This is a genomic window from Erythrobacter rubeus, from assembly GCF_014705715.1.
GTDB classification, from domain to species: Bacteria; Pseudomonadota; Alphaproteobacteria; order Sphingomonadales; family Sphingomonadaceae; genus Erythrobacter; species Erythrobacter rubeus.
The window spans coordinates 985,162-999,443 of record NZ_JACXLC010000001.1 but is presented as its reverse complement, the minus strand read 5'-3'; the positions used below and the strand labels follow the sequence as shown (position 1 = coordinate 999,443).

The window sequence follows — 14,282 nt, the reverse complement described above, 5'->3', positions numbered from 1 at the left end:
TGTCATTCGCGAAAATCGCAACAGCTGTGAACGGCTATTTTAAGCGGGTTCGTGCTCCGCGCCGGGTGCGTAACCGAATTGAGGGATACTCGCGCCTTGGCCCAGCAAGCCGCCTTCCATTGCTTTGTAACTCCCGGGCGAAAGTGCAGCCAAAGGAGCGCCCGCTGCTGCCAGGGCATAGGGCGATACGCGATTGCGGGTGCAGAGCCCGCCAGAGCCATCATCGATCAGCTTTTGTTCGAATTCGAGCCCTTGCGTATCGCCGCTGGTGCGGATGACTGTTGCGACAGCGAGTTGCCCGCCGCCAAGATCGACAACAAATTGTGTACCCTTCGGCACGTCGGCCAGCCCTTGAATGAGGGCGCCCGTTTTCGAAAGGTTACGCAAAGTGACTTCGTAAGAATGATCGTCGTGAATTACCTGTATCTTGCGATACACCGTCCGGCGACGTGCACGGCGTGTCCGGTCGCTGCTTGGTTCGATCTTCCACCCTTCGCCGAGCAGTTCGCTTTCGGCCTCTTCTCGCGTCAGCGGCGCGGAAAAAATGGGGCCCTGCACCCGACGCACACCGCAATCGAGCAGTGATGCAAGAAGTGCATTGGTCTCGATACCATTAGCGACCGTATCCATGTCGAGCGCGTCGGACAGCGCGACGATCGCCCGGATCAGGCCGAGCTCGCGGCTGTCGTGCCGATCCGCTTCGGCAATCAGCTTCTCATCGATTTTAATCGAATCGAAGGGGGCCCGCCGCAGGTAGGAAAGCGAGGAATACCCGCTCCCGAATTCATCAAGAGTTAGCCGCACGCCGAGCTTGAAAAGCTGCGCGAGCGTACTGTCGACAGCAGTCGTATCGCCGAAGAAGACGGCTTCGTTGATTTCAAGATCGAGGCGCCCCGCGGCCATATCGGCATCTCGCAGCGCTTCCTTCACGTGGCTCACGAATTCGCTCGAGCCGAAGAGCGGGACCGGCACATTCACTGACACACGAATGGATTCGGGCCAATACGCGGCATGGTCGCATGCCTGCGAAATCGCCCAGCGGCCGACATCGCTGACCTGGCTCGACCCATCGAGGATCGAGGCAAATTCAATCTCGTCGATTTCGCCGCGCTGCTCGTGCTTCCAGCAGATATGCGCCTCGAGCGCCTCAACTTTCTGCGTGGCAGCATCAACGATCGGCTCGTATTTCAGAAACAGCTCATCCTGCTCGATCGCCTTGCCGAGATCTGCCTCCAGGCGCCTGCGAAAAATTGCTTCGTTCTCGAGATCGCCCGAAAAGAAGCGGTATTGACCGCGTCCGCCATTTTTTGCGGCATAAAGTGCAAGGTCGGCAGAGCGGACGACTTCATCGCACGTGACGCCATCGTGCGGGGCGATGGCGATCCCTACGGAGCAGCCGATTACGCAGCGCCCCTCTTCTAGCGAATAGGGCTGTTTGAGCATCGTGATGATTTTCATCGCGATTTCACCCAGCACGCCGCGGTCATCGACATCTGGGATCATGATCTGAAATTCGTCGCCGCCAAGCCGGCCGATTTCGCAATCCCGCTCAATCGAGCGGCTGAGCCGCACGGCCACCTGCTTCAGCAATTCATCGCCGGCGGCATGACCAAGCGTGTCGTTGACCTGCTTGAACTTGTCGAGATCCAACATCAGGATCGCGCAATTGCGCTTCGCTGCCTTGAACGCGGTAAGCGTCGTGTCGATGAGATGTGCCATGCGGTGACGGTTCGACAAACCGGTCAGCGAGTCGAATTTAGCAAGCCGCGCCGTTTCAGCCTCACGGTGGTATTCTTCGGTGATGTCCGCCCCGGTCCCGCGAAATCCTAGGGCACGCCCTTTCTCATCCTTTATGGGTCGGCCCGAAAGACGCAGTACGGCCCCATCGGGACGTTTCGCCGCATGGACCGCGATACCCGAAAATGCCTTGTTGGCGCCGATCATTAACGCGAGCGAGCGGGTGCGTGCCTGCCCATCGATGGGTTCGAAAACTACTGAAAGCGGCTGATTAAGCATCTCTTCAAGCGGGAGACCAAGCCTATCGGCGATCGTAGCGCTCAAATAGGTCAGGTTGCCGTCAGCATCGCACGCCCAAAACCAGCCGAGACCGGACTGCTCAAGCTCGTCGAGCATGGCCAGCTTCTCGCCGTCTGACAGCACCGTTGCGGCCCCTCCCCGACGTCCTCGGAAAAGGCTTCCATTCTTCGATGACAAGAGTCCCTTCAGGGCCACCTGCGGCAATCCTCCAATAATGGACGGTTCAACCCTTTTGAACCTCACTCATCGGTAAAGCCGGTTGGTTATTATTGTCCTAATATCGAGCCTTAATGTTTGCGGCTCGCGCTACAGATTATTTTTCTGGTCCGCCGCGGCATGATCCCTCCAGGCGCGCTCGATCATGGTCATTTTTCGTTGGATGCGCTCATGTCAACTTCGACAAATCGTTTCGGGGTATTGCTGGACCCGCCCATTACCGATGCCACAATGTCGTCATTGAGAGCCTCCAGCGGCCTGCCTGCGGCTTCGATCTGATAGGGCGAAACCCGGTGGCGTGTGCAAAGGCCATCCGCGCCATCGCTGATGAGAGGCATCTCAAATTCCACCCCCTGGCTGAAGCCTTCCGACCGCCTGACGGTTGCGACGGCAAGTTGCCCCCCACTCAAATCGAGAACAACTTCGGTTCCAACCGGAACATCCAGCAGACCTTCGATCTTGGCGCCCGTTTTCGAGAGATTGCGCAGGAACACGTTGTAGCGGCTGTCCCCATGGATCAGCCCGATCTTGCGGAATTCGGTTCGGCGGTCAGATCGGTATTTCTCCGGCCCGCGAGGTTCGAAGATCAGTTCTCCAGCCTCGAGCCGATCGGTGATGTAGTCCGCCGATTGCGCGCGGGAGAACAGCGCACCTTGGAGGTGCGACGCCCCCTGCGCGACGACGGCTGCGAGCTCATCCTTTGTTTCCACGCCTTCGGCAACCGTTTCCATGTTGAGAGCACGCGCAAGACTGACGACAGCAGATACGATTGCCGCGTTGTTATTGCCGGCATCACTGCAACCGCGCACAAAGCTTTGATCGATCTTGATTTTATCGAACGGAGCGTCGCGTAGATAGCTTAACGACGAATATCCCGTTCCGAAATCGTCCAAAGCTAGGCGAACGCCCATCGCCTTCAGTTCTTTGAACATGCGCAGCGCGCGTTCCATATCACCGACGAACACGCTTTCTGTGATTTCGAGCTCGATGCGCGACGGTTGCACCCCCGAGCTCTTGAGCGCGCGTTTCACGATTTCTGTCAGATCATCGGACGCGAATTGAACGGCGGATACGTTGATTGCAGCGCGAATAGTCGTCGGCCAGTCGGCAACGCGCTGGCAGACCTCGTTGATCGCCCATTCACCCATCTGGCGGATGATCCCGACCTCTTCCGCCACTGGGATGAAATCGGCAGGAGATACCATCCCGCGGTCCGAATGATTCCACCGCATCAGAGCCTCTACGCAGACGACTTTATGCTCATCTGCGGAGACGATCGGCTGGTAATGCATCTCGAGCTCGTCTTTTACGAGAGCGTCGCGCAGGTCTTCCTCGATCTGGTGGCGATGGCTGGCGCGATCGCGCAAATCGTCGGAATAAAATCGGAATTGTCCGCGACCGCCTCCCTTGGCGGCGTATAGGGCAAGATCGGCGGCCTTGACCAATTCCTCGCTCTCAATCCCATCGAATGGCGCAACTGCTACGCCTACCGAACAGCCAATCACCGCGCGCATCCCGTTGATGGAGTATGGCTGTGACAGCATCTGGATAATGCGGTCCGAAAGATCGCCGAGGACTTGGCGATCTTCGATATCGGGCAGGATGATCTGGAACTCGTCACCGCCAAGCCTGCCGATTTCACCCTGATCACCGACAATGCGTTTCAAACGCGCGGCAACCTGTTTGAGGAGCTCATCGCCCGCCGGATGCCCCAGCGTGTCGTTGACCTGTTTGAACCGGTCGAGATCGAGGAGCATGGTCGCACAGCATCTCTTGGCCGTCTGAAAGGCGGTCAGGGTCGCCCCCAGCTTGTGCGTGATGCGGTGGCGATTCGCCAGGCCGGTGAGCGAGTCATAGCGCGAAAGCTTTTCCGCATCGCGCTGGCTGGCAATGCTGGCCGTGACGTCGCGCGCAATGCCATGATAACCGGTGAATTCTTCGGACTCACCAATTCTGGGAGCGCCGGAAATTTCCCACCATACTGTCTTCTCGCCAATGTCGATCTTCACAGTCGTGGGACGCAAGGAGTTCCGGGCGGCGAGTTGAAATTTGAGCGGACGCTGAGGCGCTGCGCCTTCGAATTCGTCATCGTCCTTGAATATCTCGGTCAGCTGGAGGCCAATGAGAGCTTTCTCTTCGCCTGAAATACGCTCGATCGCCGGTTCGGAAAGATAGATCAGCCGGCCTGCTCCATCGCTTGCCCAGAACCAGCCCAGCTCGGACTTTTCGAGGCTGTCGAGCAGCCCGGCCCGGCGCTCCACGTCGGACGAGCGGATCGGAACCAAAGGGGCATCCTGCCCACCGGCTCCACCAATCTTCGTCGGTGATTTTGTCAGTCGTGAAAGCAATCCAGCCATTCAGGCGGCTCTCCAAGCGCGTCAAAGGAACGTTGCCCTCTGACACGGATTGATTGAGGAATGGCTAATTCCGATTAACTCTTTCAATCACGCGCAAACGCGCGGGTCGATGCTTGAAAACCACCACTGCAACAGGCATGTGGTGGGTCAGGCCTGAAGGGCACTTCGGAAGGATAATCCGATGAAAGGGGATAGAATGGCAGAAGGCACGGTAAAGCTCGAAAACGAGGCAGCGCAATCGACCAATGCGTTGGGGCCGCTAATCGGCGTGGCGCGTGAGGACTTCGTCGGCGCAGTCGCACTTTTGCTACGCGAGACCGCTTCGGACCCGAACAGGCTGTTCCGGCATGCCAAATCCGTGACCGAGGACATGGTCAAGATCATGACCGGTAAGAGCGAACTGGCGCCTGATCCAAAGGACAAAAGGTTTCAGGATCCGGCGTGGCAGTTTAACCCATTTTTCCGCGCGGGTGCGCAGTATTATCTCGCCGTGCAGAATGGCATGCGCGGCTGGCTGGAAGACCTCGAGCTCGACGAGCTAGAGCGCAATCGCGCCAATTTCATCGCCAACATCATCCTTGACGGGATCGCGCCAACCAACACGCTTGCAGGCAATCCGATCGCGCAGAAACAGCTTATCAATTCAGGCGGGCTATCGCTCATCAAAGGATTGCAGAACGCCTATAACGATCTGGTCAACAACAAGGGCATGGTCAGCCAAGTCGACAAGCGCCCGTTCAAGCTGGGCGAAAACATCGCCACGTCCAAAGGATCGGTGGTTTATCGCACCGAGATGTTCGAGTTGGTGCAGTACGCCCCCACGACGGACGAAGTGTATGAGATCCCGCAGCTTACCATCCCGCCGCAGATCAACAAGATGTACATCAACGATCTCTCACCGGAGAAATCGATCATCAAGTGGCAGGTCGATAACGGGCTCCAGACCTTTGTCATTTCCTGGCGCAACCCGTCGAAGGAACAGGGCCATTGGGACATTGCCGATTACATCGCCTCCTGCGAAGAAGCGCTGGAGGTTGTGTCACAGATTACGGGTTCGAAGAAAGTCAACGTGTCGGCCGGCTGCTCCGGCGGGCAGACCGCATCGGTGCTGGCATCGAAACTGGCGGCGAAGGAAAACGACATCATCGGCACACTCACGCTGATGGTGTGCGTCCTGCACCCCAAACCAACCGACATCGAGGCAGGATCGCTGGTCAGCGAAAACGGCATGAGGCTGGCCCGCCAGCGCGCGGCCAAGCAGGGTGTGATCAAAGCAGATGATCTTGCCCGCGGCTTTGCGTGGTTGAGGCCCAACGACCTCATCTGGAACTATGTCATCAACAATTACCTGCTCGGCATGGACCCGCCCGCCTTCGACGTTCTCTATTGGAATGCCGACGCGACCAACCTTTCCGCGAGCCTGATGGGCGATTTCCTTACGCTCTTCGAAACGCTCGCGTTTACGAAAAAGGGCGAGGTCGAAATGGCCGATCACAAGATCGACCTATCCAAAGTCACCTCCGACATGTTCATCCTTGGCGGCGTGACCGACCATATCACACCGTGGAAGGCGACATACCGTTCGACCCAGCTGTTCGGATCGAAAGACGTCACCTACGTCCTCAGCCAGTCGGGCCATATGCAGGCGATTCTCAACCCTCCCGGCAATCCAAAGGCGAAATATTTCGTCCAGAAGAAAAAGGGCAAGCTTCCGGCGACCGCAGACGAGTGGCTGCAGGGCACCGAAGAGATCAAGGGCAGCTGGTGGCCATTCTGGATGGAGTGGATCCAGGAGCGCTCGGGCGACAAGAAAGCCGCGCCAAAGAAGCTGGGGAGCACCAAGCACAAGCCGCTGGACCCGGCGCCCGGACTCTACGTAGTAGAAGAAGTCTGATACCAGCCTTTCGTAACGCGCACATCAATTTGCGCGAACAGGCTTATGGGAGGCAGCACCGTGAGGGATCCACGATGCTGCTTCCCACCCGCAATCCTGCGGGATGAAAGGATGTGAGTTTCGTGTCGGATGCAATGAAAGATGCTGTCGTTTCCATGAAGGAAGTGGGCGGCCGGACGCTACGGGTTGCTACATGGCGGCTCGATGAGCCCTCCGACCACCCACCGATCCTCTTCTTCAATGGCATCGGTGCGAATATAGAGGCCGTGGCACCCCTGGCGGCGGCATTATCGGAGCGGGCATTCATCATGTTCGACATGCCGGGCGTGGGCGAATCGCCTGATCCGGTTGTGCCTTACAACCCCTTCACGATCAGCTGGACCGCATCGCAATTGCTGAACGCGCTCGATGTCGATGAAGTCGATGTGATGGGTATCAGTTGGGGCGGAGGCATCGCCCAGCACTTCACCATGCAGCATCCGGGACGCACGCGCCGTCTGGTTCTGATCGCGACGAGCGCCGGCATGCTGATGATCCCCGGTAGCCCGAAGGCTCTGTCGAAAATGGCCAATCCTCGCCGCTATGTCGATGCGGATTACATGATCAAGAATTTCGAGACGCTCTACGGCGAAGGGCTCGGCAAGACGAGCGGCAAGAAAAGTCACATGTCCTTGCTGAAACCGCCCTCCCCGCGCGGGTACATGTACCAGCTGCTCTGCATGCTGGGATGGACCAGCGCGCCTGCCCTGCCGTTCCTGCTGCGAAAGAAAACGCTCATCATGATGGGCGATGACGATGCGATCGTTCCGCTCGCCAATGGCAAGTTTCTCTCCTGGCTCATCCCGAACAGTGAAATGGTCGTGATGAAAGGCGGCGGACACCTGTTCCTGCTCAGCCACAAGGACGAGAGCGTCAAAGCAATCCGTGAGTTTCTCGATGCGGTCCCGTCCGAAATCGAGCTCGAAGAGGCAGCCTAGTCTCTTGCCGCCGCGTCAGGCAGCCACTCGCCAAAAGCGGCGTTGATCTCTTCGGGAATGTCCTGCTGAACCCAGTGCGAGGCGTGCGGATAGCGGCGCAGCGTCAGGTCGCTCACGTATCGGTCCATCCCGTCGAGCACATGGATGTCGATGGCGAGGTCCTGCTCTCCCCATAACACCAGGGTTGGCACATCGACCTGGCCCTTCCCCGTGTCGCGGGCGTCGGGTCGCTGGAGCAACGCGCGATAATAGTTGAGTATCGCGGTCAGCGCTCCGGGCCGCGCAGCCGCATCACGATAGGGCGCGACTTCCTCCTGCGTGAAGAGGTGCTTGTTGACCGCCGATTGCCGGAAGATGCGGCCGATCGGCTTGGCTCGCGCGCGGCCCAGCAGCTTTTCGGGAAGCCACGGCAGCTGGAAGAAGAAAATGTACCAGCTTTTCCTCAGCTGCCGCCAATACCGCAGCTCGCGCCGGGCGCAGCGCGGGTGCGGAACGTTGAGGATCACAAGACGAGATAGCGGCCTGATTTTCAGGATCGCAAAGTACCACGCGATGATCGCGCCCCAATCATGGGCGATCAAAGTCACCTCACGCGCGCCGCTCGTATCGATCAGAGCGGCAACATCCTGCGCAAGCGTTCGCAGCCGGTACGCGTCTATCCCTTCCGGCCGATCGGTAGCGCCATACCCGCGCAGGTTTGGCGCCCAGACGCGGTAGCCCTTGTCGGCAAGCACCGACATCTGGTGCCGCCATGAATAATGCAGCTCGGGAAAGCCGTGGAGGCAGAGCGCGAGATGATCGCCCTCCCCTGCCTCGGCGACTTCAAATGTCAGCCCATTCGCCTCCACCCAGCGAATGGCGATGCCGCTGCCTTCAGACGGGTTCCAGCTTGGTGTTTTCTCCATGCCGAATGGCTAACATCAGTGCACCCCTCGGGCCAGTGCGAGGCTTCGCTCATTCTGGACAATCCGGTTGCATTGTGAGACCTTCCAAGACCGGAAGAGGAGAGATTTCATGCCAGCATTCGACCTCATCATCAGAGGCGGAACCATCGTCGATGGGACCGGTGCAGAGCGATTCACCGGCGATGTTGCAATCAAGGACGGATTGATCGCGCAGGTCGGCGAGGTCCGCGGCGATGCGGCACGCGAGATCGACGCGAGCGGAAAGGTCGTCGCACCCGGCTTCGTCGACATCCACACGCACTACGATGGGCAGGCGACGTGGGATCAGGAGATGGCACCCTCCAGCTGGCATGGCGTCACAACCGTCGTAATGGGCAATTGCGGGGTCGGCTTCGCGCCCGCCAAGCCTGACCGGCATGAATGGCTCATCAGCCTGATGGAAGGGGTCGAGGACATCCCCGGCACCGCTTTGGCTGAAGGCATCACCTGGGACTGGGAAACCTTCCCGGAATATCTCGACGCGCTCGAAAAATTGCCGCGCACCGTCGATGTCGGGACGCATGTGCCCCATGGTGCGGTTCGCGCTTATGTGCTGGGCGACCGCGAGCAACCCGGTGCCGTTCCGACCGATGAGGATATCGAGGTAATGTCCGCGATTGTCGAAGAGGGCGTGCGCGCCGGTGCGCTCGGCTTCTCGACTTCGCGCACAGTGCTGCACAAATCGGTCGACGGAGAGCTGGTGCCCGGAACGACGGCAACGCCGGAAGAACTGGTCGCGATTGGCAAAGCAATGGGCCGCGCCAAGGATGCGGGCGGATATGCCGTGTTCGAAATGGCGAGCGACCTTCAGCGCGACTGGAACGAGTTCGAATGGATGGGCAAATTGAGCCGGGAAGCAGGAATCCCCGTCACATTTGCCGCGCTTGAATCGATCGCCAAGGAGATGCCGCTCGCCGAACAGATCGAAACCATGCGCGCGGAAAACGACAATGGCGCGAACATCGTCGCCCAGATCGCGCTGCGCGGAAACGGGATCATCATGGCGTGGCAGGGAACGGTGAACCCCTTTGCCTTCCGCCCAAGCTGGCAGGCGATCAAGGATCTGCCCTGGGCCGAGCAAAAGGCCAAATTGCTCGATCCCGCGTTCAAGAAGCAGCTGCTGTCGGAGCCGAACGACTATTCCGAAGCGCCGATGGACATCATCGGCGTGGTCATGGTCATCACCCAAGGCTGGGCGTTGCAATACGAGATGGACCCGGATTTCGATTACGAGCCGGATGAGACAGCGAGCGTGAATGCGCGCGCCAAGGCGGCGGGTGTCGATCCGCAGGAATATGCTTACGACATGCTGTGCCGCGACGACGCGAGCGGTTTCATCTACCTCCCGATCCTCAACTATGCAGAGGGGAATCTCGATTTCCTTGTGCCCCTCCAGCACGCCGACGACACGGTAAATTCGCTGTCCGATGGCGGCGCGCATTGCGGGACGATCTGCGATGCGGCCTCGCCAACTTTCATGCTGGAGCACTGGGTACGCGATCGCAAACGCGGGGATCGGATCACGCTGGAGAACGCTATCAAGCGCCAGTGCCGCGATACGGCGGTGCTCTACGGTCTCGAAGATCGCGGCGTGATCGCGCCCGGATATCTCGCCGATATCAACGTGATCGACATGGAGAGCCTTAGGCTCGGCCGCCCATGGCTTGCTTTCGATCTGCCTGCGGGCGGCAAGCGCCTTTTGCAGAAGGCCGATGGCTACGTCTGCACGATCAAGAACGGCGTGGTCACATTCGAAGACGGCAAATGGACCGGCGAAACCCCTGGCGGCCTGATCCGAGGCCCGCAGCGCGCGGAACTGGCGGAAGCGGCTGAGTGACCGCATTCGAGCCAAAGCGCGGCGACTGGGCCGTCATCACCGGCGCCGGGCGCGGTATCGGTCGCTGGCTCGCGCAGCATTTCGCCGCCAAGGGCATGCGCATCTGCGCGCTCGATATCGATGCCTATGAGGCGGAGGAAACCGCACGGCTTTGCGGACCGGAAGCGCGCGCGCATGGCTGCGACGTTTCGGATGCTGGCGAAACCGCACGCGTCGCCGAGCGGCTCATCGCGCAAGGCGTGGAACCGTCATTGCTCTGGATAAATGCAGGCGTAGGCAGCGCCGACACTGTGAGCGAAGCCAAAGCGCGCACGCTCGACTGGCTCATGGGTGTCAATGTCATGGGCCCGGTCCACACCGCGCAGGCGTGGCTGCCCGCGCTCAAGGCACAAACCGGCGCCCGTCACGTGGGCATCACCGCGAGTTCGGCTTCGGTCGTTCCGGTATCAGGCCCCTTCACGCTCTACGCCACGACCAAGCAGATGACGGCTGCGATAGGTGAGGCGCTGACAGCGGAGCTGCAAGAGGACGGGATCGGAGTGACGATCCTCTGCCCCGGAATTCTCAACACGCAGATATGGAACGCCGCGCAGGCCCGGCCCGAGCGCTTTGGCGGCGCGCGCTCAGCGCCAGATGAGGTTGGCGATCACTGGCGCGCCCAGCCCGGCCCTGAAGTGCTGGAGCAAGGTCTCGACACAGTGCTGAAACGCGGCGGCGGCTGGTGCATCGTACCGACCGAAGAGAACACGGAAAAAGCCATGGAGGCGCGTCACCGCGCGCAGCACCACGGGTTCTTCCATTATGCGGTCCAGCGTGAGGACGCCGGCAACTAAGGCTCGATCACGATACCCTTGGACGGGTCGACATTCCCGCCGACCATTTCGAGGAACGTCTTGCGCGCCGCTTCGAGCCCCTGATGCTTCTCGACCTCTACCGACCCCTCCGCTGCAGCTAGAAAGCCGTGCCAAGCCTGAGCCACAAGCTTGCCGCCCTCGGCCGGTCCGTGCTCCTTGAAAAACGCGACCGCGTGATCGGGGGCGAAGAACAGCGTCGGTTTCGGTCCGGGCAATCCGCGATCCTCTGCCAAACCGCCGCCGCGTTCCTCAATATGGGTGACACCGACCAGACACGAATATTTGAGGGTGTCGGCATAATGTTCATGCAGCTTTGCAAGCAGCGCTGAATTGCCTGCAAAATCGACAATGACCGAATCCGAAATCGGCATCATTCCGACCTCGTCATAGGTGTACACCTTGTCGTAAAGGCCGGTCCCTTCGACGAAATCGGCATTCCCAGCGGAAGTTAGGCCCACGCGCTTGATGCCAGGGGAATTCTGCTTTGCCACGCTCGCAAGGCCCATGGCGGTCTTCGACGAGGCACTCGTCACGATGAGCTGGGAGGCTTCGAACCAGCTTTCGTTGCGCATGAAGTATTCGATCAGGAAACCGGTCTTGAACAGCGGGCCGAAGATCATCCTTTCCGCCTCGCGCGCGGGATCGTGCTCCGGATCGTCGGCAAGCCGCGAATACTGGTTGTAGATCGGGCTCATCGGCTGACGGTAATCGGTGGTGTCCATGAAGCTGCCCGCCGAAACACTGCCCGGCCGCACGTCGAGATGGCTGGCCATGGGCAGGTAGCCATAAACCCGCTCACCCACCGCGATTTCGGGGTGATTGCTTTCGATAACCTTCGCATGGCCCCACATCGGCACGATGCCGAGGTCATCGGGCGCAGGAAAGAAATTCCAGTATCCAAAGCCATCGCCCACAACAGCGTAGGTCACATTGTTTGCAGTCACCGAAAAGCTTTCGATTTCAAGGCGTACCGCCCCATCGGCAAGCGAAGGGGGTTCGATGCTTACGATATCTGCCTGGGTAAGCTCGTCCTTGCGAACGTGAACTTGCTGGATCGTCATGCCTGTGGGCCTCCTCTTTGCTGAGCACCCCTAACCGATCATTGCTCGGTTTCCCAGCGTGTCGCGGCGATCGACATGCGCTTTTCGCATTTGCCGAGCCATACGGAGAGATGATCGCATTGCGCGATGCCCATTTCGCCTTGCGGCGTCAGCTGCAGGCCGCGAAACACCGGGTAGAGAAAGACATCGGCGAGCGTAAAGCCAAGCTTCGTCCACGCGCCGTCCTTTGCCAGTTCCGCCTCGACATGGCCGAGCGCCAGGCTGATCTGCGGAAGCGCGCGGTCAATGGTCTCGCGCTCCAGCGGATAGCCGGCCATGCGGTGCATGATCCAGGGCATGACCAGACCGCGCTCGAACAGCGGAAAGAGATAGTTATTCGCAACTGCGATCCACTGATCGGCGATGGCGCGTTCGGCCGGATCGCCGGGCTGGAGCGCGCCGTCATTATGCGCATTGTCGATATAATGCGCGATCGCGACGCTCTCGATCAATTGCAGGCCGTCGATCTCCACCACCGGGACTTTGCCAAAGGGGTGGCGGTTTTGCGGTGAGCGCGCAGGTGTCGCGATAGTTTCATGGGTTATACCCGCTTCTTCACACGCGATCTGAACAATGCGGGTGTAGGTCGAGATGACCGTACCAAAGATGCGGGCCTGTGCGCTCATTCAAAGGCACGGGTCACGCTGTAATGCACCGCCTGCGTGTCCCATTCGGTGAGCAGCTTCAGTGCCGCATCGGGCAAATTCGCGCGGGTGCGGTCCTTGCCGACAAAGCCTTCAATCGCTGCTTCATCGGAGAACCGCAATACCGTGGTGAACACTGTACCGCCATCGGGAGCATCCCTCTCCCACAGCTCATAGCCAAGATAACCCTCGATCCCGCGCGCAGCGATGCCGGGCATGATCGTCTCGGTCAGCAGGGTGCGGTAGGCATCCGCCTGCGCCGCATTCGTGCGGCCATTCCAGACCCGCGCAATCACACTCGCATCGGCATCAGGACATAGAGCGCAGGCGATTTCTCATCCTTGCGGATCAAGGTGGGCGCGCCCGCATCGGCGAGGTGCAGCTCGACTGTGTCGCTTTCGATCTGGTCGAGGATGTCCTTGAGGTAATTCGCGTTGAACCCGATCTCGAATCCGTCGGAGGAGTAGTCGGCCATCAGTTCTTCTGTTGCGGTCCCGTTATCGGGCGAAGTCACCGACAGCGTGACCTTGTCCTTGTCGAGCCCCATTTTCACCGCGCGGGTCTTTTCGGTTGCGATAGTCGCAACGCGGTCGACACCCTGGAAGAACAGCTTTGGATCGACCTTCAGCAGCTTGTCGTTCCCGGTCGGGATCACGCGGCTGTAATCCGGGAATGTCCCGTCGATGAGCTTGCTGGTGAGCACCACGCCGCCTTCTCCGCCGAGGGTGAAGCGGATCTTGCTCGCTGACAAGTCGATCTGCACGTTGCCGTCGAGAGCCTCCTCCAGAAGCTTGCGCAGCTCCGCGACCGCTTTGCGCGGTACGATGACATCGGGCATTCCGTCCGCTCCGTCAGGGCGCGACAGGGTGAAACGCGCAAGGCGGTGCCCGTCGGTCGCCGCCGCTTTCAGCACCGGCTCATCGTCGTCGGTGACGTGTAGAAAGATCCCGTTGAGGTAGTAACGGGTTTCCTCGGTCGAAATGGCGAAGCGCGTGCGGTCGATCAGCTCGGCCAGCGTGCGCGCAGGCAGCTCGAACGATGTCGGAAGATCGCCTTCGACGATGACCGGAAAGTCGTCACGCGGGAGGGTCGGCAATTTGAAGCGGCTGCGGCCTGCCTTGATCTCCATGCGGTTTTCGGCGGTTTCGAGGCTCACCTGCGAGCCGTCGGGCAGCTTGCGCGCGATATCGAACAGCAGGTGCGCGGAGACGGTGATCGCGCCGGGCGCTTCGACCGACGCTGCGCTCATCGTTTCGACCACCTGCAGGTCCAAGTCGGTCGCCATCACCTTCACGCTGCCGCCATCGCTTGCGTCGATCAGGACGTTGGACAGGATCGGGATCGTGTTGCGCCGCTCGACAACCGACTGGACGTGAGAGAGACACCGCAGAAGCGTTGCGCGTTCGATGGTAGCTTTCATCG

Annotated in this window: 11 protein-coding genes; 4 read left to right on the top strand and 7 right to left on the bottom strand. The window is 59.8% G+C overall.

Going from position 1 to position 14,282, the window contains the following annotated elements; translation table 11 throughout:
* Positions 1-39: 39 nt before the first annotated feature.
* Both IB285_RS04925 and IB285_RS04920 read right to left on the bottom strand, forming a co-directional pair.
* Positions 40-2,160: a putative bifunctional diguanylate cyclase/phosphodiesterase gene (locus IB285_RS04925; RefSeq protein ID WP_328705848.1), complete on the bottom strand. Its 2,121-nt coding sequence runs from the start codon at positions 2,158-2,160 to the stop codon at positions 40-42.
* A gap of 242 nt (positions 2,161-2,402) precedes the next feature.
* Positions 2,403-4,538 (bottom strand): putative bifunctional diguanylate cyclase/phosphodiesterase, encoded by a 2,136-nt coding sequence (locus IB285_RS04920; protein ID WP_234033064.1) that lies wholly within the window; start codon positions 4,536-4,538, stop codon positions 2,403-2,405.
* 253 nt (positions 4,539-4,791) lie between these two features.
* Here IB285_RS04920 and IB285_RS04915 point away from each other — a divergent pair, with 253 nt between their 5' ends.
* Positions 4,792-6,504, top strand: coding sequence for an alpha/beta fold hydrolase (locus tag IB285_RS04915; RefSeq protein WP_234033063.1), 1,713 nt, complete (start codon positions 4,792-4,794; stop codon positions 6,502-6,504).
* 122 nt (positions 6,505-6,626) lie between these two features.
* Positions 6,627-7,481 carry an alpha/beta fold hydrolase gene (locus IB285_RS04910; protein ID WP_328705847.1) on the top strand — a complete coding sequence of 285 codons (855 nt, stop codon included), beginning with the start codon at positions 6,627-6,629 and terminating at the stop codon, positions 7,479-7,481.
* Here the strand turns inward: IB285_RS04910 and IB285_RS04905 are convergent.
* The gene (locus tag IB285_RS04905) at positions 7,478-8,386 is read right to left on the bottom strand and encodes an alpha/beta fold hydrolase (protein ID WP_190787127.1); all 909 of its coding nucleotides are present in this window, start codon (positions 8,384-8,386) and stop codon (positions 7,478-7,480) included. The two genes, IB285_RS04910 and IB285_RS04905, sit on opposite strands and share 4 nt — an antisense overlap.
* 109 nt (positions 8,387-8,495) lie before the next feature.
* On the opposite strand from IB285_RS04905, the gene IB285_RS04900 reads away from it, so the two are divergent.
* Together IB285_RS04900 and IB285_RS04895 are read left to right on the top strand one after the other, a co-directional pair.
* Positions 8,496-10,262 (top strand): N-acyl-D-amino-acid deacylase family protein, encoded by a 1,767-nt coding sequence (locus IB285_RS04900; protein WP_190787126.1) that lies wholly within the window; start codon positions 8,496-8,498, stop codon positions 10,260-10,262.
* Positions 10,259-11,095, top strand: a complete 837-nt coding sequence (locus IB285_RS04895; protein ID WP_190787125.1) for an SDR family NAD(P)-dependent oxidoreductase — start codon at positions 10,259-10,261, stop codon at positions 11,093-11,095. Before IB285_RS04900 ends, IB285_RS04895 begins: the two co-directional genes overlap by 4 nt.
* Here IB285_RS04895 and IB285_RS04890 read toward each other — a convergent pair.
* Genes IB285_RS04890 through dnaN form a run of 4 tightly spaced genes read right to left on the bottom strand, consistent with a single transcriptional unit; the run spans position 11,092 to position 14,280 of the window.
* Positions 11,092-12,177 carry a DUF2855 family protein gene (locus IB285_RS04890; protein WP_190787124.1) on the bottom strand — a complete coding sequence of 362 codons (1,086 nt, stop codon included), beginning with the start codon at positions 12,175-12,177 and terminating at the stop codon, positions 11,092-11,094. The genes IB285_RS04895 and IB285_RS04890 overlap by 4 nt on opposite strands.
* Before the next feature lie 38 nt (positions 12,178-12,215).
* Entirely contained in the window at positions 12,216-12,842 is a 627-nt protein-coding gene (locus IB285_RS04885) for a glutathione S-transferase family protein (protein ID WP_190787123.1), read from the bottom strand.
* Positions 12,839-13,156 (bottom strand): antibiotic biosynthesis monooxygenase, encoded by a 318-nt coding sequence (locus IB285_RS04880; RefSeq protein ID WP_190787122.1) that lies wholly within the window; start codon positions 13,154-13,156, stop codon positions 12,839-12,841. The genes IB285_RS04885 and IB285_RS04880 overlap by 4 nt, the downstream gene beginning before the upstream one ends.
* Positions 13,153-14,280, bottom strand: coding sequence for a DNA polymerase III subunit beta (gene dnaN / locus IB285_RS04875; protein ID WP_190787121.1), 1,128 nt, complete (start codon positions 14,278-14,280; stop codon positions 13,153-13,155). The genes IB285_RS04880 and dnaN overlap by 4 nt, the downstream gene beginning before the upstream one ends.
* Positions 14,281-14,282 lie beyond the last annotated feature (2 nt).